This is a genomic window from Streptomyces sp. NPDC039609 (assembly GCF_055596705.1).
In genome coordinates this window covers 407,981-431,850 of the sequence record NZ_JBVIUJ010000006.1, presented here as the reverse complement: position 1 = coordinate 431,850, position 23,870 = coordinate 407,981, and the positions used below count along the sequence as shown (strand labels likewise).

The window sequence follows — 23,870 nt, the reverse complement described above, 5'->3', positions numbered from 1 at the left end:
ACTACCCAGGAACCCCGCCCCGCACACGGCCCGGCTCAGGCCTCCCAGAGGGTGCTCGGCGCCTCCCGCCGTACGACCGGCGCGATCTCCTCGGCGAAACGACGCAGCGTCTCGATCTGCTCGGCGGTCGAAAGGCCGAAGCCGTCGACCGTGACCGACTGCAGGTCGTGGCCGTAGACCCGGTGCCAGCCGAGGATCTTGTCGATGATCTGCCGCGGCGATCCGATCAGCTGCGGGCCGTCGGCGATCGCGTCCTCGATCGCCCGGAACGGGGTGTTGTAGCCGGCCTTCCCCTCCAGATGTGGCTTGAAGTTCTGCCGCACCCGCGCCTCGTACAGCTCCTTGTACCGCGCAACGGCCTGCTCGGCCGTGTCGGCGATCAGCAGGCCGCCCGAACCCGCCGCCACGCGCGCGTGGGCCGGGTCGTGGCCGTACTCCTCGAACTTCTCGCGGTAGTGGGCGATGAGCTTCGCGTACGCCTCACGCGGCTGGATCGCGTTGGCCGTGAAGAGCGGATCGCCGTGCCTGGCGGCGAGTTCGGGGGAGGTGAGGCTGGTGGCCGAGCCGTGCCAGACACGAGGGACTCCGGCGTACGGCCGCGGGACCGTGGTCACGTCCTTCAGCGGAGACCGGAACTCGCCCTCCCAGTCCACGCCTTCCTCGCTCCACAGCCGGCGCAGCAGCTCGTACTTCTCCCTCTGCAGATCCCACTGCCGCTCCTCGTCCAGGCCGAAGAGGTCGAAATGGCCGGCCTCCGCGCCCTTGCCGATGACCAACTCGACCCGGCCCCGGGAGATCTGGTCGAGCGTGGCGTAGTCCTCGGCGACCCTGACCGGGTCGAGGATCGCGACGACGGTGACGCCGGTCAGCAGCCTGATACGGGAGGTACGGGCGGCCAGCGCGCCCAGCAGCACCGTGGGGGCGGAGGAGAGGAACGCCCCCGCGTGCCGTTCGCCCAGCGCGTAGGCGTCGAAGCCGAGCCGCTCGGCGGCCTCGCCGACCGCGAGGACCTCCTCCAGCCGGTCGGCGGCGGACAGGAGTTCGCCGGTGAGAGGGTGCGGGGCGTGGCCGATGATGGAGAGCACCTGAAACTTCATGCCGGCAACTCTTCCCGCCCAGTATTGCGGCGGTATGGCGGCCGTATGGCACGGTTCCGGGCATGCGTAAGGGGCGGCCTCCCCTGGAGACCGCCCCTTACAAGGCGCTACTCGCCGAGCATGTCCTCGACCTTGCCGCGGATCTCGTCCGTCGCCAGACCGCGGATCGTCAGCGTCGTACGGCGGCGCAGCACGTCGTCCGCCGTCTCGGCCCACTCGTGGTCACGGGCGTAGGCGACCTGCGCCCAGATCTCCGGCGCGTCCGGGTGGATGCGCTCACCGAGCTCGGGGTTCTCGTTCGCCATCCGGGCGATGTCGAAGGAGAGCGAACCGTAGTGCGTCGCCAGGTGCTTGGCGGTGTCGGCGGCCATCCGGGGGCCGGGGGCCGGACCGTCGACGAGCAGCCGGTGCGCGACCGCGTTCGGATTGGCGATACCGGGCAGCGGGAGCCGCTTCGGCAGCGTCGACACCGACTCGTAGTCCTCGCCCAGGGGGTGGCCCGGCAGGGACTCCAGCTTCTTCATCACCGTACGGCCGATGTGGCGGAAGGTCGTCCACTTGCCGCCGGCCACCGACAGCATCCCGCCGCGGCCCTCGGTGACGACCGTCTCGCGCTTGGCCTTGGAGGTGTCGCCGGGACCGCCCGGGAGCACCCGCAGACCCGCGAAGGCGTAGGTGATCAGATCACGCGACAGCTGCTGGTCGCGGATGGAGAAGGCGGCCTCGTCCAGGATCTGGGCGGTGTCCTTCTCGGTGACCTCGACCTTGCCGGGGTCACCCTCGTACTCCTCGTCGGTCGTGCCGAGCAGCAGCATGTCCTCCCAGGGGAGGGCGAAGGTGATGCGGTACTTGTCTATCGGGGTCGCCAGCGCGGCCTTCCACGGCGAGGTCCGCTTCAGGACCAGGTGCGCGCCCTTGGAGAGACGGATGGAGGGGGCCGCGTTCGGGTCCTCCATCTTGCGCAGGTGGTCGACCCAGGGGCCGGTCGCGTTCAGCACCAGACGGGCCGAGACCCCGAACTCGTCGCCGCTGGTGCGGTCCTTCAGCTCCGCGCCCGTGACCCGGCCGCGGGTGAACCGCAGCCCGGTGACCTCGGCGTGGTTGAGCACCGTGGCACCGGCGTCGACGGCCGCGCGGACCGTCATCAGCGCCATGCGGGCGTCGTTCATCTGGTCGTCGCCGTACACGGCCACGGCCTTCAGGTTGTCCGTGCGCAGCTCCGGCACGTCCTGCGCGGCCTTCGCCGGGCCGAGCAGGTGCCCGACACCGTCGCCGAACGCCGACAGGGCGGAGTACGCGAAGACACCGGCGCCGAGCTTGGCCGCGCCGTGCGGGCCGCCCTTGTAGACGGGCAGGTAGAAGGTGAGGGGGTTGGCGAGGTGCGGTGCCACCTGACGCGAGACCGCACGCCGCTCGAAGTGGTTCTCCGCCACCAGCTTCACCGCGCCGGTCTGCAGGTACCGCAGACCGCCGTGGAGAAGCTTGGAGGAGGCGGAGGAGGTGGCGCCGGCGAAGTCGCCGGCGTCCACCAGGGCCACCCGCAGGCCCGACTGCGCGGCGTGCCAGGCGGTGGAGATGCCCAGGATGCCGCCGCCGATGACCAGGAGGTCGTACGTCGCCTTGGAAAGCTGCTCCCGGGTCTCGGCGCGGCTCGGCAGGGAACCGGCAGCCGGTCGCGTCCCAAGGGCAGGGACGCTCTGCAGGGTGGTCATGTCGATCTACTCCTCGTCCTCGATCCAGCCCATGGTCCGCTCGACGGCCTTGAGCCAGCTCTTGTACTCGCTGTCACGCCTGTCGGCGTCCATGCGAGGGGTCCATTCCGCCGCGCGGCGCCAGTTGGCGCGCAGGGCGTCGGTGTCCGGCCAGAAGCCGACGGCCAGGCCGGCGGCGTAGGCGGCACCGAGGCAGGTGGTCTCGGCGACCATCGGGCGCACGACCGGCGCGTCGAGGAAGTCCGAGAGGGTTTGCATCAGCAGGTTGTTGGAGGTCATGCCGCCGTCGACCTTGAGCGCGGTCAGCTCGACGCCGGAGTCCTTCGTCATGGCGTCGGTGATCTCGCGGGTCTGCCAGGCGGTGGCCTCCAGGACGGCGCGGGCGATGTGCGCCTTGGTGACGTACCGGGTGAGGCCGGCGATCACACCGCGGGCGTCGGAGCGCCAGTACGGGGCGAACAGGCCGGAGAAGGCCGGTACGAAGTAGGCGCCGCCGTTGTCCTCGACCGAGGACGCGAGGGTCTCGATCTCGGCGGCGGACTTGATCAGGCCCATCTGGTCGCGCATCCACTGCACCAGCGAACCGGTGACGGCGATCGAGCCCTCCAGGGCGTAGACCGGCTTCTCGTCGCCGATCTGGTAGCCGACCGTGGTCAGCAGGCCGCTGTAGGAGTTGATGATCTTGTCACCGGTGTTCATCAGCATGAAGGTGCCGGTGCCGTACGTGGACTTGGCCTCGCCCTCGGCGAAACACGTCTGGCCGAACAGGGCGGCCTGCTGGTCGCCGAGCGCGGAGGCGACCGGGACGCCGTCCAGAACACCGCCCTTGACGGTGCCGTACACCTCGGCGGAGGAGCGGATCTCCGGCAGCACCTCCGCCGGGATCTCCATGGACTGCAGGATCTTGTCGTCCCAGGCCATGGTGTGCAGGTTCATCAGCATGGTGCGCGAGGCGTTGGTGACGTCGGTGACGTGGTGACCGCCCTCGACACCGCCGGTGAGGTTCCAGATGACCCAGGAGTCCATCGTGCCGAAGAGGATGTCGCCGCGCTCGGCGCGCTCACGCAGGCCCTCGACGTTGTCGAGCAGCCAGCGGACCTTCGGGCCGGAGAAGTACGAGGCCAGGGGCAGACCGGTCTCTCGGCGGAAGCGGTCCTGGCCGACGTTGCGGCCGAGCTCCTTGCAGAGGGCGTCGGTGCGGGTGTCCTGCCAGACGAGGGCGTTGTGGACGGGCTCACCGGTGTTCTTGTCCCAGAGCAGCGTGGTCTCGCGCTGGTTGGTGATGCCGATGGCCTTGACGTCGGCGGAGGTGATGCCGGCCTTGTCGATGGCGCCCGCCACGACTTCCTGGACGTTGGTCCAGATCTCGGCGGCGTCGTGCTCGACCCAGCCCGGCTTCGGGAAGATCTGCTCGTGCTCCTTCTGGTCGACCGCGACGATCCGGCCGTCCTTGTCGAAGACGATGCAGCGGGAGGAGGTGGTGCCCTGGTCGATGGCGGCGATGAACGGGCCGGCGGTGTGTGCGTCGGTCACGGTGTGCTCCAAGGAAGTCTGGATGGAAGGACGTCTCAGGCGAACGCGATGTTGTAGATACCCGCGGCGATGGCGCCACCCACCAGGGGGCCGACGACCGGGATCCATGCGTAGCCCCAGTCGGAGCCGCCCTTGTTCGGCAGCGGCAGAAGCGCGTGCACGATGCGCGGACCGAGGTCACGGGCCGGGTTGATGGCGTAACCGGTCGGGCCGCCCAGCGAGAGGCCGATGGAGACCACGACGAACGCGGTGATCAGGGCGCCGATGACGCCGAGGCCCTTGCCGCTGTCGTTGAGGCCCTGGGTCAGCACCGCGAGGACCAGCACGACCGTGCCGATGATCTCGGTGGCCAGGTTCTGCCACACCACGCGGACCTCGGGCCCGGTGGAGAAGACACCGAGCACCGGACCGGCGTTCGGGGCGGCCTTCTGGTCGACCATGCCCTCCTCGTGCGGAGGCGCGGAGACGATCTCCGGGTCCGTGAGGTGGGCCTGGAACTGTCCGTAGTAAGCGACCCACACCAGGAACGCGCCGAGCATGGCGCCGAGCATCTGGCCCGCGAAGTAGACCGGAACGTTGCTCCAGTCCCCGTCCTTGAGGGCGATGCCGACGGTGACGGCCGGGTTCAGGTGGGCGCCCGAGAGGGTACCCGTCATGTACACGGCGGTCATGACCGCGAAGCCCCATCCGAACGTGATGGCGAGCCATCCGGCGTTCTGAGCCTTCGAGCGCTTGAGCACCACGGCGGCGACGACGCCGCCGCCGAGCAGAATGAGTACGGCGGTACCAATGATCTCGCCGATGAAGATGTCGGAGCTGGACACCCGCGACTCCTTTGTCCTTCGTCCAGGGGAAGGCGAACCCCGGGTCCCTCCGGTGGTCCGCGCCCTCGTATGAGGGCGTTGCCGGCCCTTGGCACTGCCACACTCTAGCGCGTATTGCCGGTAGGTGTTCGGCAATGCCGACCGATGAACGGAAGTTTTGCCCCCTCGTGAAGAGCCCGTCAAGGGTTCGGTGGTCGATTGCTTCCCGCATGACCCGATCGTTACCGACGGGTTGCCGGGGTGCGAAGGCGGACACGCGAAGGCCCGGCCGCCACCAGGCGCCGGGCCGGTCGTCGTGTGCGGGGCAAGCTCCGTGTGCGGACCGGGTGCGGCCCTGGGGGTGCCCCGCGCCGGGCGCTAGAAGCGCCCCGCGCCGAGGTCGCGGGAGACCGCGCGGGCGCAGTCCCGCACCGCCGCGATCAGCTCCGAGCGCAGCTCGCCGTCGTCGCAGACCCGCTCCACGGCGCCGGTGATCGCCACCGCGCCCACCGGCATCCGGCGCCGGTCGTGGATCGGGGCGGCGACCGAGGCCACGCCCTCCCACGTCTCCTCCACGTCGGCGGCCCAGCCCTTCGCGCGGGTCATGTCGAGCAGGGACTCGAACTCCTTGAGGTCCGTGACCGTGCGGGGCGTGAAGCCCTCGCGCGGCACCTCCAGGACCTCGCTGTGTGCCACCGGGTCGTAGGCCGACAGCACCTTGCCCAGGGCCGTGGAGTGCAGCGGCTGCATCGCCCCCACCTCCAGGACCTGCCGGCTGTCGTCCGGCCGGAAGACGTGGTGCACGATCAGCACGCCCTGCTGGTGCAGGACGCCCAGATGGACGCTCTCGCCGCTGGAGCGTGCCAGGTCGTCCGTCCAGACCAGCGCCCGCGCCCGCAGCTCGTGCACGTCCAGATAGCTGTTGCCCAGGCGCAGCAGCTCGGCGCCGAGCTGATAGCGGCCCGAGGGGGCGTCCTGTTCCACGAAGCCCTCGGCCTGCAGCGTGCGCAGAATGCCGTGCGCCGTGCCCTTGGCCAGACCGAGTGACGAGGCGATGTCGGACAGGCCGAGCCGGCGCTCGCCGCCCGCGAGCAGTCGCAGCATCGCCGCCGCTCGTTCAAGCGACTGGATGTTCTTCGCCATCGCCCCGGCCCTTCTCCCTGTCCACATCCCGGCGGTCCCACGATCCCGGCGGTCCCGTGGATCTTACGGACAGGATTCCGTGGATCATGCTGTTCGGCAATGCTGAACACTATCGGTCGATGTCGACCAGTAGTTACTCAGACAGTGTCGTTCACGAACGGGTGTGACCGGGAGTCCCCGGACATAAGGATGCCGTCCGGCACGTGGGACACAATGTCCACCCCGGCGTGCGCACGGTTAGTCTGGCCCCGTGCACCCTCCACCGAGAGTGCAAAGCCGACAGCCGTCGCACCCCAGGGAGCTCATCCATGGCCTCGTCGCCAACCCCTTCCGCCGACAGCCGGACCCGCGCCGCAACCCTCCGCGAGGCACTCGCGACCCGAGTGGTGGTGGCCGACGGAGCCATGGGCACCATGCTCCAGGCACAGGACCCCACCCTCGAGGACTTCGAGAACCTCGAAGGCTGCAACGAGATCCTGAACGTGACCCGGCCGGACATCGTCCGCTCCGTGCACCAGGAGTACTTCTCCGCGGGCGTCGACTGCGTCGAGACCAACACCTTCGGCGCGAACCTCGCCGCGCTCGGCGAGTACGACATCCCCGAGCGGGTGTACGAGCTCTCCGAATCCGGCGCCCGGATCGCCCGCGAGGTCGCCGACGAGTTCACCGCCTCCACCGGACAGCAGCGCTGGGTCCTCGGCTCCATGGGCCCCGGCACCAAGCTGCCGACCCTCGGCCACGCCCCGTACACCGCCCTGCGCGACGCCTACCAGCAGAACGCCGAGGGCCTGATCGCCGGCGGCTCCGACGCGCTCCTCGTGGAGACCACCCAGGACCTGCTCCAGACCAAGGCGTCCGTCATCGGCGCCCGCCGCGCCCTGGACTCCCTCGGCATCGACGTGCCGCTGATCGTCTCCGTCACCGTCGAGACCACCGGCACCATGCTGCTCGGCTCCGAGATCGGCGCCGCGCTGACCGCGCTCGAGCCCCTCGGCATCGACATGATCGGCCTGAACTGCGCCACCGGCCCCGCCGAGATGAGCGAGCACCTGCGCTACCTCGCCCGGCACTCCCGTATCCCGCTGTCCTGCATGCCCAATGCCGGACTCCCCGTCCTCGGCAAGAACGGCGCGCACTACCCGCTGACCCCGGTCGAGCTGGCCGACGCGCAGGAGACCTTCGTCCGCGAGTACGGCCTCTCCCTGATCGGCGGCTGCTGCGGTACGACCCCGGAGCACCTGCGCCAGGTCGTCGAGCGCGTCCGCGACCTCACCCCCACCGTGCGCGAACCGCGGCCCGAGCCCGGCGCCGCCTCGCTCTACCAGACGGTCCCGTTCCGCCAGGACACCTCGTACATGGCGATCGGCGAGCGCACCAACGCCAACGGCTCCAAGAAGTTCCGCGAGGCCATGCTGGACGGCCGCTGGGACGACTGCGTGGAGATGGCGCGCGACCAGATCCGCGAGGGCGCGCACATGCTCGACCTCTGTGTCGACTACGTCGGCCGCGACGGCGTCGCCGACATGGAGGAGCTGGCCGGCCGCTTCGCCACCGCCTCCACCCTGCCGATCGTCCTCGACTCCACCGAGGTCGACGTCATCCAGGCCGGTCTGGAGAAGCTCGGCGGCCGCGCCGTCATCAACTCCGTCAACTACGAGGACGGCGACGGACCCGAGTCCCGCTTCGCCAAGGTCACCCGTCTGGCCCAGGAGCACGGCGCCGCGCTCATCGCGCTCACCATCGACGAGGAGGGCCAGGCCCGCACCGTCGAGAACAAGGTCGCCATCGCCGAGCGGCTCATCGACGACCTGACCGGCAACTGGGGCATCCACGAGTCGGACATCCTCATCGACACCCTCACCTTCACCATCTGCACCGGGCAGGAGGAGTCCCGCAAGGACGGCATCGCCACGATCGAGGCCATCCGCGAGCTCAAGCGGCGCCACCCGGACGTCCAGACCACACTGGGCCTGTCCAACATCTCCTTCGGCCTCAACCCGGCCGCCCGCATCCTGCTCAACTCCGTCTTCCTCGACGAGTGCGTCAAGGCAGGCCTGGACTCCGCCATCGTGCACGCGTCCAAGATCCTGCCGATCGCTCGCTTCGACGACGAGCAGGTCACCACCGCCCTCGACCTGATCTACGACCGGCGACGCCCCCAGCAGGGGGACGAACCGGCCTACGACCCGCTGCAGAAGCTGATGGCCCTCTTCGAGGGCGCCACGACCAAGTCCATGAAGGCCGGCAAGACCGAGGAACTCCTCGCCCTGCCGCTGGAGGAGCGCCTCAAGCGCCGCATCATCGACGGCGAGAAGAACGGCCTGGAGGCCGACCTCGCCGAGGCCCTGCAGGAGCGCCCCGCCCTCGACATCGTCAACGAGACGCTGCTCGACGGGATGAAGGTCGTCGGCGAGCTCTTCGGCTCGGGTCAGATGCAGCTGCCGTTCGTGCTCCAGTCCGCCGAGGTCATGAAGACGGCCGTCGCCTACCTCGAACCGCACATGGAGAAGTCGGACGCCGAGGGCAAGGGCACGATCGTGCTGGCCACCGTGCGCGGAGACGTCCACGACATCGGCAAGAACCTCGTCGACATCATCCTGTCGAACAACGGCTACAACGTGGTGAATCTCGGCATCAAGCAGCCGGTCTCCGCGATCCTGGACGCCGCCGAGGAGCACCGCGCCGACGTCATCGGCATGTCCGGCCTGCTGGTCAAGTCGACCGTGATCATGAAGGAGAACCTGGAGGAGCTGAACCAGCGCGGCCTGGCCGCTGACTTCCCGGTCATCCTGGGCGGCGCCGCCCTCACCCGGGCGTACGTCGAGCAGGACCTCCACGAGATCTACCAGGGCGAAGTCCGTTACGCCCGCGACGCCTTCGAGGGCCTGCGCCTCATGGACGCCCTCATCGCCGTCAAGCGGGGCGTGCCCGGAGCGGCCCTGCCCGAGCTCAAGCAGCGCCGCGTCGCCCAGCGCGCCACGGCGCTCGAGGTCAACGAGCCCGAGGAGGGCGGCCGTTCGGACGTCGCCGTCGACAACCCGGTTCCGACACCGCCGTTCTGGGGCACCCGAGTCGTCAAGGGCATCCAGCTCAAGGAGTACGCGAGCTGGCTCGACGAAGGCGCCCTGTTCAAGGGCCAGTGGGGCCTCAAGCAGAACCGGGCCGGTGACGGACCGTCGTACGAGGAGCTGGTGGAGACCGAGGGCCGTCCCCGGCTGCGCGGCTGGCTGGAGCGCCTCCACACGGAGAACCTCCTGGAGGCGGCCGTCGTCCACGGCTACTTCCCGTGCGTCTCCAAGGGCGACGACCTGATCATCCTCGACGAGCAGGGCAACGAGCGGACCCGCTTCACCTTCCCGCGCCAGCGGCGCGGCCGCCGGCTGTGCCTCGCGGACTTCTTCCGCCCGGAGGAGTCCGGCGAGACCGATGTCGTCGGCCTCCAGGTCGTCACCGTCGGTTCCCGGATCGGCGAGGCCACCGCCAAGCTCTTCGAGTCCGACTCCTACCGCGACTACCTGGAGCTGCACGGCCTCTCCGTCCAGCTGGCCGAGGCCCTCGCCGAGTACTGGCACGCCCGGGTCCGCGCCGAGCTCGGCTTCGCGGGCGAGGACCCGGCCGAGGTCGAGGACATGTTCGCGCTCAAGTACCGCGGCGCGCGGTTCTCGCTCGGCTACGGGGCCTGCCCCGACCTGGAGGACCGGGCGAAGATCGCCGAGCTGCTGCGGCCCGAGCGGATCGGCGTCCAGCTCTCGGAGGAGTTCCAGCTCCACCCCGAGCAGTCCACCGACGCGATCGTCATCCACCACCCCGAGGCGAAGTACTTCAACGCGCGCTGACACCGTTCGGCGCACGTCAGGGCGTATATACCTGCGTTCTCGGTGATCGAGACGTACACTGGTCGGTCCAGTGCAGGCCGGTCACCCTCCCCGTACCGGGGAGGGAGGCCGGCCTTCTCGTCCCTCCATGGAGGTGTGCCGGATGACCAGTACGGTCCCCGCGTCCTTGTCCCGTGCCAACGGAAGTTCCGCCCTGCAGGCGGTCTTCCTCGACATGGACGGCACCCTCGTCGACACCGAGGGGTTCTGGTGGGACGCGGAGGTGGAGGTCTTCGCCGACCTCGGCCATCGGCTGGACCGGGCATGGCGCGACATCGTCGTCGGCGGCCCCATGACCCGCAGCGCGGGCTATCTGATCGAGGCCACCGGCGCCGACATCACGATCGCCGAGCTCACCGTCCTGCTCAACCAGAAGTTCGAGCAGCGCATCGACCGGGGTGTACCGATGATGCCGGGCGCCGAACGGCTCCTGGCCGAGCTGGCCCAGCACAACATCCCGACCGCCCTGGTCTCCGCCTCGCACCGGCGCATCATCGACCGGATCCTCACCTCCCTGGGCCGCGACCGCTTCACCCTCACCGTCGCCGGTGACGAGGTGCTGCGCACCAAGCCGCACCCCGAGCCGTATCTGACCGCCGCGAGCGGGGTCGGCGCCGAACCGGCGCTCTGTGCCGTCATCGAGGACACGGCGACCGGTGTGGCGGCCGCCGAGGCCGCCGGCTGCCGGGTGGTCGCCGTGCCGTCCGTCGCCCCCATCGCGCCCTCCGTCGGCCGGGTCGTGGTCCGCTCTCTCGAGGACGTGAACGTCCCCTTCCTGCGTACGCTCATCGCGAGCCGGTGAAGGCTTTGAGCTTTTCCTGAGCTTGCCGCGGCATTTCTCGTCGAAAGCCCTTCGCGGAAACAGAGGGCGTCCGGTCGTGCATTTTCCGTGACCGCGCTCTCGAAATGAATCGGCCACCCGCCGAAAAGGAACGCACGTGACCTTGGTCACTCAGCGTGCCGGTCGACGGGTGGCCGCCCTGCGTCAGGTGTCCGGAACGCGGTGATTCCGCCATTCCCCTGTGTCCCGATTCGCGCACTCCCAGGCGAATCATGCCTCCGCATGACTATCGAGCTTGTCGTATTCATGATCACTATCCGCATCCGTTGCCGACCGCCCGCGGTCCTGGCAATAGGGCCTCGCCCACTAATCTTTCGCGAGTACTTCGCCGCACTTCCGCGTGCGTCGGCGACCCACCCAAGTCGCCGCGAGCACAGGACCGATCGCACACCAATCCCGGCCCGATCCCCGCCCCGACCGGGCGCAGCGGCGGAGTGTCCGTACCCGCTGTACCCCAGTGCCGGATGAGGAGAACGTCCAGGATGAACCGCAAGACCTTGGCACTGCCGGCCATCGCCGGCCTGCTCGCCCCGCTGCTCGTCGCCTGCGGCGGATCGGACGAGTCCGGAGCCATCGTCGTCGGCACCACGGACCAGTTCCTCGCCACCGCCGAAGCCCCCGCGCCCCTCGACCCGGCCTTCGCCTACGACACCGGCGCCTGGAACATCCTGCGGCAGACCGTACAGACCCTGATGCACGTGCCCCGCGGAGGCGGCGAGCCGGTCCCCGAGGCCGCCGAGAGCTGCCGCTTCAGTGACCGCCTCAGCGAGAGCTACCGGTGCAAGCTGCGCGAGGGGCTGACCTTCGCCGACGGCACCCCCGTCACCGCCGCGGACGTGAAGTTCTCCGTCGAACGCGTGCTGGCGATCAAGTCCGACAACGGCACGGCCGCCCTCCTCGCCAACATCGACACCGTCGAGACCAACGGTGACCGCGAGATCGCCTTCCACCTGAAGACCCCCGACGCCACGTTCCCGTACAAGCTCTCCACCCCGGTCGCCGGCATCCTCAGCAAGGACAAGTACAGCGCCAAGGAGCTCCGCCCGGGCTTCGAGGTCGACGGCTCCGGCCCGTACACCATGAAGACCGAACTCCAGGGCGAGAAGATCGTCAAGGCCGTCTTCACCAAGAACCCGAACTACAAGGGCGACATCACCCTGCGCAACGACAAGGTCGAACTGCGCTCCTTCGCCGACGCGGACGCCATGGGCAAGGCCCTCGAGAACCGCGACATCGACATGATGACCCGCTCCATGTCGCTCGACCAGGTCAAGGAACTCACCGAGAAGCCCCAGGAGGGCATCGACCTCACCGAGGTCCCCGGCCTGGAGATCCGCTACCTCGCCTTCAACACCGCCGACCCCTCCGTCAAGGACAAGGCCGTCCGGCAGGCCATGGCCGCCGTCGTCGACCGCGGCGCGCTCATCAACACGGTCTACGGCACCACCGCCCAGCCGCTCTACTCGCTGATCCCCTCCAGCGTCACGGGCCACTCCACCGCCTTCTTCGACAGCTACGGGGAGCCCAGCACCAAGAAGGCCGCGGGCATCCTGAGCAAGGCCGGCATCAAGAAGCCGGTCAAGGTCACCCTCCACTACACGACCGACCACTACGGCACCGGCACCCAGAAGGAGTTCGAGGCGCTGCGCGACCAGCTCAACGCCACCGGCCTCTTCGACGCCACCGTCCAGGGCGCCGAGTGGTCCACCTTCCGGCCCGCGCAGAAGCGCGGCGACTACGCCGTCTACGGTCTCGGCTGGTTCCCCGACTTCCCCGACCCGGACAACTACGTCGCCCCCTTCCTCGACGCCGACAACTTCCTCAACACCCCCTACGTCAACGCGTCCGTCCGCGACCAGTTGATCCCGCAGTCGCGCCGCTCGGCCGACCGCACCGCCGCAAGCTCCGTCTTCGGTCAGATCCAGAAGATCGTCGCCAAGGACGTTCCCGTCCTGCCGCTCTGGCAGGGCAAGCAGTACGTCGCCGCGCGCGACGATCTGACCGGCGTCGAATGGGCGCTGAACACCTCCTCGGACCTGCTCCTCTGGGAGCTCGGCCGTGGCAACGCCTGACCCCGCAACCAGCTCGGTAACACCGGCCGCGCACGGGCGCGCGCCGGTCTGGCAAGAGATCAAGAGGCACGTTCTGTGAAGCACAACAAGTGGCTGACGGCTCCCCTCGCCGCGGGGCTGTCCGCCGCCCTGCTCAGCGGCTGCGGCACCGAGCAGGGCGACGGCGCCGCGAGCTCCGGTGACAACGTCCGCGTCGGCATGTCCGACGAGGTCCTGGCCACCGACCCCGCCGCCGGCTACGACCCCGGCTCATGGCTGCTGTTCAACAACGTCTTCCAGTCCCTGCTGAGCTTCCCCAAGGGCAACACCGAGCCCGAGCCGGAAGCCGCCGAGAAGTGCAACTTCGAAGGGGGCAGCAAGGTCTACCGCTGCACCCTCCGCGAAGGCCTGAAGTTCTCCAACGGCAACCCGCTGACCTCGAAGGACGTCAAGTTCTCCTTCGACCGCGCGCTGAAGATCGACGACCCCGCCGGCCCGGCGCCGCTGCTGTCCTCGATCGACTCCATCGAGACCCCGGACGACCTGACCGTCGTCTTCCGGCTCAAGACCCCCGACGCCACCTTCCCGAGCAAGATCGCCTCCGGCGCCGGCTCGATCGTCGACCACCGGGAGTACAGCGAGGACGCGCTGCGCACCGACGGGAAGGCCGTCGGCTCCGGCCCGTACAAGCTGGACTCGATCAGCGACACCGAGGCCGTCTTCTCCGTCAACGGCGAGTACCGGGGCAACGCCAAGCCGCAGAACGGCGGAGTCACCCTCAAGCTCTACGGCGGCGACCGCGCCGGCCTCTCCAAGGCCCTCACGGACAACGACATCGACGTCGCCTACCGTGGCCTCTCCGCCGACGACATCGCCGCCCTCGAAGCGTCCGCCACCACGGCCGACCAGAGCGTCGAGGTCGTCCAGGGCTCCAGCGCCGAGGTCCAGCACCTGGTCTTCAACGTCAAGGACCCGGTCGCCGGCAAGCTCGGCGTCCGCCAGGCCATCGCCCACCTCGTCGACCGCGAGGCGCTCGTCCAGAACGTCTACAAGTCGACCGCCACACCGCTGTACTCGATCGTCCCGGCCGGAATCGCGGGCCACAACACGGCCTTCTTCGACACCTACGGCAGCCCCGACAAGGCCAAGGCCAAGAAGGCGCTGCGCAAGGCGGGCATCACCGGCAAGGTGAAGCTCACCCTCTGGTCCACGCCGAGCCGCTACGGCCCCTCCACCGACCAGGAGCTCAAGGCGATAGCCGAACAGCTCAACAGCAGCGGTCTGTTCGACGCCGACATGAAGTCCGTCGAGTTCGAGCAGTACGAGAAGGACATCGCCGACGGCAAGTACGGCGTCTACGTCAAGGGCTGGGTCCCCGACTACCCCGACGCCGACAACTTCACCGCCCCCTTCTTCGGCCCGGGCAACGTCCTCGGCAACAACTACGACAACGGCACCATCACCGGCAGCCTCCTCCCCAAGACCTCCGCCGCCGCCGACCGCTCCGGCACGACCGGGGACTTCGGGAAGCTCCAGGACCTGGTCGCCGAGGAACTGCCCCTGCTCCCGCTCTGGCAGGGCAAGCAGTACGCGGTCGCCCGCGACGGCATCAACGGCCTCGAGTGGACCCTGGACGCCTCGACCGTCTTCCGCTTCTGGGAGATCAAGAAGGGCTGACCGGCCACCCGGCGGAGCCCGGCGCCACGGTGCACCGTCCCGTGGCGCCGCGCGAAGGGGCCCGGCACGCGTCTCGCGTGCCGGGCCCCTCTCCGTAGGTCTCGTGCCGTCCGCTACTGCGCGCCCGGCCGCACCAGGCCGCTCTCGTACGCGTACACGGCCGCCTGCACACGGTCTCGCAGCCCCAGCTTGGTCAGCACATGGCCCACATGCGTCTTCACCGTCGTCTCGCTGACGAACAGATCCGCCGCGATCTCCGCGTTCGACAGACCGCGCGCCACCAGCTTCAACACCTCGACCTCACGCTCGGTCAACGTGTTCAGCGTGTCCGGCACCTGCTCGTCGCCCGACGGCAGATGCGCCGAGTACTTGTCGAGCAGACGCCGCGTGATCGACGGGGCCAGCATCGCCTCACCCGCCGCGACCACCCGGATCGCCTGCACCAGCTCATTGGCCGGCGCGTCCTTCAGCAGGAAGCCACTGGCCCCCGCCCGCAACGCCTCGACGACGTACTCGTCCAGATCGAAGGTCGTCAGAACCAGCACCTTCGCCGGCCCGTCCCGGCCAGGACCCGTGATCTGACGGGTCGCCTCCACCCCGTCCATCCGCGGCATCCGGATGTCCATCAGCACCACATCCGGCTGCAGCGCCCGCACCTGGTCCAGAGCCTGAAGACCGTCCCCGGCCTCGCCGACGACCGCGATGTCCTGCTCCGCCTCCAGAATCATCCGGAAACCGGTACGCAGCAGCGGCTGGTCGTCGACCAACAGGACGCGGATAGCCACAGGAACTCCTTCACGGCGCGGGCGGGACAGGCCCCATTCTGCCCTGCCCCGAATCGTCCGACTCCGGCGGGCGCGCGGAAACGATCTCCCGCCGGATCTCCAGCGGATACACCGGGGGAGTGCCCCCGAACTCGGGGCACACCGCCTGGTGGTCGCACCAACCGCACAGCTTCGTCGGACGCGGACGCCACTCACCCGTCTCCGTCGCCAGCCGGATCGCCTCCCACAGGGCGAGCAGCTTCCGCTCCACCCGCAGCAGATCCGCCTCGACCGGGTCGTACGTCAGCACATCACCACTGCCCAGATACACCAGCTGCAGCCGACGCGGGACGACCAGCTTCAGCCGCCAGATCACCAACGCGTAGAACTTCATCTGGAACAGCGCGCCCTCGCTGTACTCCGGCCGCGGCGCCTTGCCCGTCTTGTAGTCGACGATCCGCACCTCGCCCGTCGGCGCCACGTCGATCCGGTCGATCACCCCACGCAGCCGCAGCCCCGACTCCAGCTCCGTCTCCACGAACAGCTCACGCTCCGCCGGCTCCAGCCGCGTCGGATCCTCCAGCGTGAACCACCGCTCCACCAGCCGCTCCGCCTCGCCCAGCCAGCGCGCCAGACGCTCGCCCTCCGAGTCCTCCGCGAACAGCTCGCCCAGCTCCGGCTTCGACTCCAGCAGCCGGTCCCACTGCCCCGGAATCAGCGCCTTCGCCCGCGGCGCCGTCCGGTCCACCGCCGGAGCGTCGAAGAGCCGCTCGAGCACCGCGTGCACCAGCGTGCCCCGCGTCGCCGCCTCGCTCGGCTTCTCCGGCAGCCTGTCGATCACCCGGAACCGGTACAGCAGGGGACACTGCATGAAGTCGCTCGCCCGCGAGGGCGACAACGACATGGGTGTCCTGGCCCCCACGGGCGGCTGCTCGCTCGTACTCATGACTCAGACCCTACGACCCGCCACTGACAGCGAGCCGAATACCATCGACGACAGACCCCGTCACGCTGCATGATCGAAGAGTGACGCACGACGGGGGTCGCGCGGAAGGCTACGAGAGGAACCCGTGAACCAGGACGACCAGCGCGGCGAGAACGAGCGGCCGCGGTCCGGCGACGCGGAACCGCCGTCCACCGGGGACTCCCGGAACCGGCGCAGCGAGGAACCCGGCGGAGGGATCCTCATGGGCCGTCCCTTCGGTGTGCCCGTGTACGTCGCCCCCAGCTGGTTCCTCGTCGCCGCCCTCATCACCTGGGTCTTCGGCGACCAGATCGAACGCGTCCTGCCCGAGCTGGGCGCCGCCCGCTATCTTGTCTCCCTCTTCTTCGCCATTGCCTTCTACGCCTCGGTCCTCGTCCACGAACTGGCCCACACCATCGCCGCGCTCCGCTTCAAGCTCCCGGTGCGCCGCATCCAGCTCCAGTTCTTCGGCGGTGTGTCCGAGATCGAGAAGGAGAGCGAGACCCCCGGCCGCGAGTTCGTCCTCGCCTTCGTCGGCCCCCTGCTCTCCCTGGTCCTCGCCGGCGTCTTCTACCTCACGCTGTACGCCGTCGAGCCCGGCACCGTCCCCGGCGTCCTGCTCGCCGGACTCATGATCTCCAACCTGATCGTCGCGATCTTCAACCTCCTGCCCGGCCTCCCGCTCGACGGCGGCCGGATGCTCCGCGCCGTCGTCTGGAAGATCACCGGCAAGCCCATGGCAGGCACCGTCGCCGCCGCCTGGGTCGGCCGCGTCCTCGCCGTCGCCGTCCTCATCGGCCTCCCCCTCCTCACCCGCACCGGCGCCCTCGGCAACTCCACCGAGGACATCAGCGGTATGGACACCGTCACCGACGCCCTGCTCGCCGCGATCCTCGCCGCCATCATCTGGACCGGCGCCGGCAACAGCCTCCGCATGGCCCGGCTCCGCGAGCACCTCCCCGAACTCCGCGCCCGCACCCTCACCCGGCGCGCCATCCCCGTCGAACCCACCACCCCGCTCTCCGAGGCCCTGCGCCGCGCCAACGAGGCCGGAGCCCGCGCCCTGGTCGTCGTCGACGGACAGGGCAGCCCCACCGGCCTGGTCCGCGAGAGCGCCATCGCCGGCGTCCCCCAGCACCGCCGCCCCTGGGTCGCCGTCAGCACCCTCGCCCAGGACCTCACCGACGGCATGAAGGTCCCCGCCGAACTCACCGGCCAGCCCCTCCTCGACCACCTCCGCACCAGCCCGGCCACCGAGTACCTGGTCGTCGAGGAGACCGGAGAGATCTACGGAGTGCTCTCCACCAACGACGTGGAACGCGCCTTCGTCAAGGCCATGGCACGACCCTCCGCGTAACCCCGGTACTCTGGTCACATGTCCGAACCGACCGGTGCCGCCCGCCGTCGCGGGCCCTTCAAGGTCGGGGACCAGGTCCAGCTCACCGACCCCAAGGGACGCCACTACACGTTCACGCTCGAGGCCGGGAAGAATTTCCACACCCACAAGGGTTCCTTCCCCCACGACGAGCTGATCGGTGCTCCCGAGGGCAGTGTTGTCCGTACCACGGGAAACGTCGCCTACCTCGCGCTGCGCCCCCTGCTCCCCGACTACGTCCTGTCCATGCCCCGCGGCGCCGCCGTGGTCTACCCCAAGGACGCGGGGCAGATCCTGGCCTTCGCCGACATCTTCCCCGGCGCCCGCGTCGTGGAAGCCGGGGTGGGCTCGGGCTCGCTCAGCAGCTTCCTCCTGCGCGCCATCGGCGACAGCGGAATGCTGCACTCCTACGAGCGCCGCGAGGACTTCGCCGAGATCGCCAAGGGGAACGTCGAGCGCTACTTCGGCGGCCCGCACCCCGCCTGGCAGCTCACCGTCGGCGACCTCCAGGACAACCTGTCCGACACCGACGTGGACCGCGTCATCCTGGACATGCTCGCTCCCTGGGAATGCCTGGAGGCCGTCTCCAAGGCCCTCGTCCCCGGTGGCATCCTCTGCTGCTACGTGGCGACCACCACCCAGCTCGCCCGCACCGTGGAGTCCATCCGTGAGTTCGGCTGCTACGCCGAGCCGCAGCCCTGGGAATCCATGATCCGGAACTGGCACGTGGAGGGCCTGGCCGTCCGCCCGGACCACCGCATGATCGGCCACACCGGCTTCCTGGTCACCGCCCGCCGCCTCGCGGACGGCGTCGAGCCGCCCATGCGCCGCCGCCGCCCCGCCAAGGGCGCGTACGGCGAGGACTACGAAGGCCCCAACAAGGGCTGACGCCCCGACAACGAAGGCGCGCCGCCGCCGAGTTCCCGCCCCAGAGCAGGGAACTCGACGGCGGCACCTTCACGTTCGGCATCTTTGCGGACAGCCCGCACCCCACCTGTTCCACCCGCCTGTGACGTGTGGCACGATGCCCGCAACTCCTTCCGCACCACCGTCACAGGAGACATCCCGCGTGCAGCCCCCCGCCGTCCCGGACCTCGCGCACACCCACGCCCGGCCGGTGCACTGGCTGGCCACCGCGACCGCGATGGCCGCCGTCGTAGCCGCCGCCGGCCTGCTGCAGCCCGGCGCCGCCACCGCCACCACGACCACCGAGGGCAGCGGGACGACCGCCCCACGGCCCGCCCCCGACGCCGCGACGGCCGACTACCCCCTGCAGTGCGGCGGAGCCCCCGTCAAGATCGCCCAGCGGGCCACAGGGGACCTCGACGGAGACGGAAGCCCGGAAACCGTCGCAGTCGTACATTGCGAAGCCGGATCGGGAACGCCTCCCCACGCCGTCTACGTCCTGACCCACGCCAAGACCGGCCCCGACGCGCGCGTGGTCGCCACCCTCGTCGAATCCTCGGAGCAGAAGAGCGTCTCAGGACTCGCCGTACGCGACCGGGCGGTCACCGCCACCCTGCTCGGCTACTCGTCCCCGGACGTACCCAGTTGCTGCCCCGACGAGCAGGAACGCGTCAGCTGGCGCTGGCGGGGCGGAAGCTTCGTCCGCGCCGCTCAGGCCGACGCGAGGAGTGTGTGACGAGTCACTCCGCGTCAGGGCCGTAGACCTCGACCCTGTCCGAAACCCGGCGTACATGGATGCAGTCGCCCGGGCACTCCTTCGCGGAGTCCACGACGTCCTGGAGCAGCGGCAACGGCACGGGCGTCGTCGCCCCGGCATCCTGCAGCAGCTCGTCGTCCGCGCTCTTCACATAGGCGAGCCCGTCGATGTCCAGCTCGAAGACCTCGGGAGCGTACTGCACGCAGATCCCGTCCCCGGTGCAGAGATCCTGGTCGATCCAGACCTCCAGCGCCTCGCCGGCGCCCGTCGTCGGGGCCTCGTGCTGCACGGTCATGTCTCCTGCCGTTCCTGAGCGTCGAAAGAGATCGTTCTTCTAAGTCCGGCCAAGCCTGACGGGTGTTGACCACTCACGACGATACAACCGCCCGCTTTCCGATGTTGATGGGTGGGTATTCCACTGGCGTGAGGGGAAGCGCAAGGGTGAAGATCGGACACGCCTCGACAGTCTTTGTGATCTAGGGGTTTCAATCACCACCCACGCAGGTAGGGTCAGGAAGCGTCCAGCTCCCCTTGGAGGAGGTGAGGACCGTGGCAGCCCACGACGACGACATCAACCGCGGCATCCGGCCGGGGCGGGGGTCTGAAGACCCCGCCGGCCAGGTTGCCTATCTCGAGCAGGAAATCGCCGTCCTGCGCCGCAAGCTCGCCGACTCTCCGCGTCATACGAGGATTCTCGAAGAGCGGATCGTCGAGCTGCAGACAAACCTGGCCGGCGTGTCCGCGCAGAACGAGCGGCTCGCCAACACACTCCGTGAGGCCCGCGACCAGATCGTGGCCCTCAAGGAGGAGGTCGACCGGCTCGCACAGCCACCGGCAGGCTTCGGTGTCTTCCTGCAGGCCAACGAGGACGGCACCTGCGACATCTTCACCGGAGGCCGAAAGCTCCGCGTGAACGTCAGCCCCAGCGTCGAGCTCGACGAGCTCCGGCGCGGCCAGGAAGTCATGCTCAACGAAGCGCTCAACGTGGTCGAGGCCATGGAATTCGAGCGCGCCGGGGACATCGTCACCCTCAAGGAGATCCTCGAGGACGGCGAGCGCGCCCTGGTGATCGGGCACACGGACGAGGAACGGGTGGTCAGGCTCGCCGAGCCGCTGCTGGACATCACCATCCGCCCCGGCGACGCCCTCCTGCTCGAACCCAGGTCCGGCTACGTCTACGAAGTGGTCCCCAAGAGCGAGGTCGAAGAACTCGTCCTCGAAGAGGTCCCCGACGTCGACTACACCAAGATCGGCGGCCTCGGCGGCCAGATCGAAATGATCCGGGACGCGGTCGAGCTTCCGTACCTCTACCCGGACCTCTTCAAGGAACACGAACTGCGGCCCCCGAAGGGCATCCTGCTCTACGGCCCGCCCGGCTGCGGCAAGACGCTGATCGCGAAAGCCGTCGCCAACTCCCTTGCCAAGAAGGTCGCCGAGGTCACCGGCCAGCCCGCCGGAAAGTCCTACTTCCTCAACATCAAGGGCCCGGAACTCCTCAACAAGTACGTCGGCGAGACCGAGCGGCACATCCGCCTCGTCTTCCAGCGTGCCCGCGAGAAGGCGAGCGAAGGCACCCCCGTCATCGTCTTCTTCGACGAGATGGAGTCCCTCTTCCGCACCCGCGGATCCGGAGTCAGCTCGGACGTCGAGAACACGATCGTTCCTCAGCTGCTCGCCGAGATCGACGGCGTGGAAGGCCTGGAGAACGTCATCGTCATCGGCGCCTCCAACCGCGAGGACATGATCGACCCCGCGATCCTGCGGCCCGGCCGGCTCGACGTCAAGATCAAGATCGAGCGTCCGGACGCGGAAGCCGCGAAGGACATCTTCGCGAAGTACCTCACGTCCTCGCTGCCCCTGCACGCCGACGACCTCTCCGAGCACCAGGGCTCCAAGGAGGCCGCCGCCCACGGAATGATCCAGTCCGTGGTCGAGCAGATGTACGCGGAATCCGAGGAGAACCGCTTCCTCGAGGTCACCTACGCCAACGGCGACAAGGAAGTCCTCTACTTCAAGGACTTCAACTCCGGAGCGATGATCCAGAACATCGTGGACCGGGCCAAGAAGATGGCCATCAAGGCCTTCCTCGACCACAACCAGAAGGGCATCCGCGTCTCCCACCTCCTCCAGGCCTGCGTGGACGAGTTCAAGGAGAACGAGGACCTGCCCAACACCACCAACCCCGACGACTGGGCCCGAATCTCCGGAAAGAAGGGCGAGCGGATCGTCTTCATCCGCACCCTTGTCACCGGAAAGCAGGGCGCGGACACCGGACGCTCCATCGACACGGTGGCCAACACCGGTCAGTACCTGTAGTTCGCACACCGGCTGCGGATGTCCGGAACCTCGGACATCCGCAGCCGTCGTATTCCACCTCAGCAAAACAGTGAATCGATCTCCCCACCGGCGCGGAGTCGCTCTAGGCTCGTCGGTACTTGTTGCGCCGCACCCGAAGGGGAGCGCCGCCGGGCAAGGAGGGCCGCATGACCGTACGGCGAGTAATGGGCATCGAAACGGAGTACGGGATCTCCGTTCCGGGCCACCCGAACGCCAATGCCATGCTCACCTCGTCCCAGATCGTCAACGCCTACGCGGCGGCGATGCACCGGGCGCGCCGCGCCCGCTGGGATTTCGAGGAGGAGAATCCGCTGCGGGACGCCCGCGGCTTCGACCTCGCCCGCGAGGCCGCCGACTCCAGCCAGCTCACCGACGAGGACATCGGCCTGGCCAACGTGATCCTCACCAACGGAGCCCGGCTCTACGTGGACCACGCCCACCCGGAATACAGCGCCCCCGAAGTCACCAACCCCCGCGACGCCGTCCTCTGGGACAAGGCCGGCGAACGGATCATGGGAGAGGCCGCCGAACGAGCCGCCCAGCTCCCCGGCGCCCAGCCCATCCACCTCTACAAGAACAACACCGACAACAAGGGCGCCTCCTACGGCACGCACGAGAACTACCTCATGAAGCGGGAAACCCCCTTCTCGGACATCGTGCGCCACCTCACGCCCTTCTTCGTCTCCCGCCAGGTCGTCACCGGCGCAGGCCGCGTCGGCATCGGGCAGGACGGCCGCGAGCACGGCTTCCAGATCAGCCAGCGCGCCGACTACTTCGAGGTCGAGGTAGGCCTGGAGACCACCCTCAAGCGCCCCATCATCAACACGCGCGACGAGCCGCACGCGGACGCCGAGAAGTACCGCCGACTCCACGTGATCATCGGCGACGCGAACCTCTCGGAGATCTCCACCTACCTCAAGCTGGGCACCACGGCCCTGGTCCTCTCCATGATCGAGGACTCCTTCATCAACGTGGACCTCGCCGTCGACCAGCCCGTACGCACCCTCCACCAGGTCTCCCACGACCCGACGCTCCAGCACCTGATCACACTGCGCAGCGGCCGGACACTCACCGCGGTCCAGCTCCAGATGGAGTACTTCGAGCTGGCCAGGAAGTACGTCGAGGAGCGGTTCGGCGCCGACGCCGACGAACAGACCAAGGACGTCCTGATCCGCTGGGAGGACACGCTCAACCGGCTCGAGCACGATCCGATGAGCCTGGCCGGCGAACTGGACTGGATCGCCAAGCGGGAGCTCATGGAGGGCTACCGGCGCCGCGACAACCTGGAGTGGGACGCCGCCCGGCTGCACCTCGTCGACCTGCAGTACGCCGACGTACGCCCCGAGAAGGGCCTGTACAACCGCCTGGTGGCCCGTGGGCGCATGAAGCGGCTCCTGGACGAGACCGAGGTCGAAAGGGCCGAGACGAAGCCTCCGGAGGACACCAGGGCCTACTTCCGCGGTCGCTGCCTGGAGCAGTACGCGGACGATGTCGCGGCCGCCTCCTGGGATTCGGTGATCTTCGACCTCCCGGGCCGCGACTCGCTCCAGCGGGTGCCGACCCTGGAACCCCTACGGGGTACGAGGAACCACGTGAAGGAGCTGCTGGACCGGTGCAGGACCGCGGAGGAACTGGTCCGCGTCCTCTCGGGCGGCTGAGAGCGTGGCGCCCGGCGCGGCTGAAATGGCCGACCGCTGGGAATCATGGGACTAGTGCCCGGACGTTGTACCAAAACTGCGGGGCCGAAGTCAGACCTGGCTTGTAGGGTCTGATCTTGAGAGACCCAACCGAGCGGGCCGATTCGAGCGGGGTGAGGGATATGGCGACCAAGGACACCGGCGGCGGACAGCAGAAGGCGACGCGTTCCACGGAGGAGGTCGAGGAGACGACCGCGGAGGAGACCTCCGACCTCAAGGAGCGCCAGGAGAAGCTGAGCGACGACGTGGACTCCGTTCTGGACGAAATTGATGATGTCCTGGAGGAGAACGCGGAGGATTTCGTGCGCTCCTTCGTTCAGAAAGGCGGCCAGTGAGGT

The 23,870-nt window shown here is 68.9% G+C and carries 18 protein-coding genes; 10 read left to right on the top strand and 8 right to left on the bottom strand.

Annotation, left to right across the window (positions count from 1 at the left end; translation table 11 throughout):
- Positions 1-35: 35 nt before the first annotated feature.
- The 5 genes from ACZ561_RS20260 to ACZ561_RS20240 all read right to left on the bottom strand — a co-directional run bounded on the left by ACZ561_RS20260 (position 36) and on the right by ACZ561_RS20240 (position 6,288).
- The gene (locus tag ACZ561_RS20260; protein ID WP_470996759.1) at positions 36-1,097 is read right to left on the bottom strand and encodes an LLM class flavin-dependent oxidoreductase; all 1,062 of its coding nucleotides are present in this window, start codon (positions 1,095-1,097) and stop codon (positions 36-38) included.
- Between the two features lie 107 nt (positions 1,098-1,204).
- Positions 1,205-2,809: a glycerol-3-phosphate dehydrogenase/oxidase gene (locus ACZ561_RS20255; RefSeq protein ID WP_470996756.1), complete on the bottom strand. Its 1,605-nt coding sequence runs from the start codon at positions 2,807-2,809 to the stop codon at positions 1,205-1,207.
- Positions 2,810-2,815: 6 nt separating this feature from the next.
- Positions 2,816-4,342, bottom strand: a complete 1,527-nt coding sequence (gene glpK / locus ACZ561_RS20250) for a glycerol kinase GlpK (protein WP_470996753.1) — start codon at positions 4,340-4,342, stop codon at positions 2,816-2,818.
- A 35-nt stretch (positions 4,343-4,377) separates the two neighbouring features.
- Positions 4,378-5,166, bottom strand: coding sequence for an MIP/aquaporin family protein (locus ACZ561_RS20245; RefSeq protein ID WP_470996750.1), 789 nt, complete (start codon positions 5,164-5,166; stop codon positions 4,378-4,380).
- A gap of 357 nt (positions 5,167-5,523) precedes the next feature.
- Positions 5,524-6,288: an IclR family transcriptional regulator gene (locus ACZ561_RS20240; protein ID WP_376436191.1), complete on the bottom strand. Its 765-nt coding sequence runs from the start codon at positions 6,286-6,288 to the stop codon at positions 5,524-5,526.
- Positions 6,289-6,596: 308 nt separating this feature from the next.
- Between ACZ561_RS20240 and metH the strand changes: the two genes are divergently transcribed.
- The 4 genes from metH (at position 6,597) to ACZ561_RS20220 (ending at position 14,732) form a co-directional block, all read left to right on the top strand.
- Positions 6,597-10,124 (top strand): methionine synthase, encoded by a 3,528-nt coding sequence (metH, locus tag ACZ561_RS20235; protein ID WP_470996747.1) that lies wholly within the window; start codon positions 6,597-6,599, stop codon positions 10,122-10,124.
- A gap of 142 nt (positions 10,125-10,266) precedes the next feature.
- Entirely contained in the window at positions 10,267-10,965 is a 699-nt protein-coding gene (locus ACZ561_RS20230; RefSeq protein WP_470996744.1) for an HAD family hydrolase, read from the top strand.
- Between the two features lie 521 nt (positions 10,966-11,486).
- Positions 11,487-13,076 (top strand): ABC transporter substrate-binding protein, encoded by a 1,590-nt coding sequence (locus ACZ561_RS20225; RefSeq protein ID WP_470996741.1) that lies wholly within the window; start codon positions 11,487-11,489, stop codon positions 13,074-13,076.
- A gap of 75 nt (positions 13,077-13,151) precedes the next feature.
- Entirely contained in the window at positions 13,152-14,732 is a 1,581-nt protein-coding gene (locus ACZ561_RS20220) for an ABC transporter substrate-binding protein (RefSeq protein ID WP_470996738.1), read from the top strand.
- Positions 14,733-14,845: 113 nt separating this feature from the next.
- Here the strand turns inward: ACZ561_RS20220 and ACZ561_RS20215 are convergent, their stop codons facing one another.
- Together ACZ561_RS20215 and ACZ561_RS20210 are read right to left on the bottom strand one after the other, a co-directional pair.
- Positions 14,846-15,517, bottom strand: coding sequence for a response regulator (locus ACZ561_RS20215; protein WP_137990365.1), 672 nt, complete (start codon positions 15,515-15,517; stop codon positions 14,846-14,848).
- Between the two features lie 10 nt (positions 15,518-15,527).
- Positions 15,528-16,442, bottom strand: a complete 915-nt coding sequence (locus ACZ561_RS20210; RefSeq protein WP_470996735.1) for a RecB family exonuclease — start codon at positions 16,440-16,442, stop codon at positions 15,528-15,530.
- A 241-nt stretch (positions 16,443-16,683) separates the two neighbouring features.
- On the opposite strand from ACZ561_RS20210, the gene ACZ561_RS20205 reads away from it, so the two are divergent.
- From ACZ561_RS20205 to ACZ561_RS20195, 3 genes are all read left to right on the top strand, one after another.
- Positions 16,684-17,817, top strand: coding sequence for a site-2 protease family protein (locus ACZ561_RS20205; protein WP_470997200.1), 1,134 nt, complete (start codon positions 16,684-16,686; stop codon positions 17,815-17,817).
- A gap of 18 nt (positions 17,818-17,835) precedes the next feature.
- Positions 17,836-18,723 (top strand): tRNA (adenine-N1)-methyltransferase, encoded by an 888-nt coding sequence (locus ACZ561_RS20200; RefSeq protein WP_019884997.1) that lies wholly within the window; start codon positions 17,836-17,838, stop codon positions 18,721-18,723.
- A gap of 181 nt (positions 18,724-18,904) precedes the next feature.
- Positions 18,905-19,477: a hypothetical protein gene (locus ACZ561_RS20195; RefSeq protein ID WP_470996732.1), complete on the top strand. Its 573-nt coding sequence runs from the start codon at positions 18,905-18,907 to the stop codon at positions 19,475-19,477.
- Positions 19,478-19,481: 4 nt separating this feature from the next.
- Here the strand turns inward: ACZ561_RS20195 and ACZ561_RS20190 are convergent, their stop codons facing one another.
- Positions 19,482-19,793 carry a ferredoxin gene (locus tag ACZ561_RS20190; protein ID WP_470996729.1) on the bottom strand — a complete coding sequence of 104 codons (312 nt, stop codon included), beginning with the start codon at positions 19,791-19,793 and terminating at the stop codon, positions 19,482-19,484.
- A 254-nt stretch (positions 19,794-20,047) separates the two neighbouring features.
- Here ACZ561_RS20190 and arc point away from each other — a divergent pair, with 254 nt between their 5' ends.
- The 3 genes from arc to ACZ561_RS20175 all read left to right on the top strand — a co-directional run bounded on the left by arc (position 20,048) and on the right by ACZ561_RS20175 (position 23,867).
- Complete coding sequence (arc, locus tag ACZ561_RS20185; protein WP_376434445.1) at positions 20,048-21,814, top strand: proteasome ATPase; 1,767 nt, start codon at positions 20,048-20,050, stop codon at positions 21,812-21,814.
- Positions 21,815-21,981: 167 nt separating this feature from the next.
- The gene (gene dop / locus ACZ561_RS20180) at positions 21,982-23,493 is read left to right on the top strand and encodes a depupylase/deamidase Dop (protein WP_470996725.1); all 1,512 of its coding nucleotides are present in this window, start codon (positions 21,982-21,984) and stop codon (positions 23,491-23,493) included.
- Between the two features lie 161 nt (positions 23,494-23,654).
- Positions 23,655-23,867 carry a ubiquitin-like protein Pup gene (locus tag ACZ561_RS20175; protein ID WP_215071186.1) on the top strand — a complete coding sequence of 71 codons (213 nt, stop codon included), beginning with the start codon at positions 23,655-23,657 and terminating at the stop codon, positions 23,865-23,867.
- Positions 23,868-23,870 lie beyond the last annotated feature (3 nt).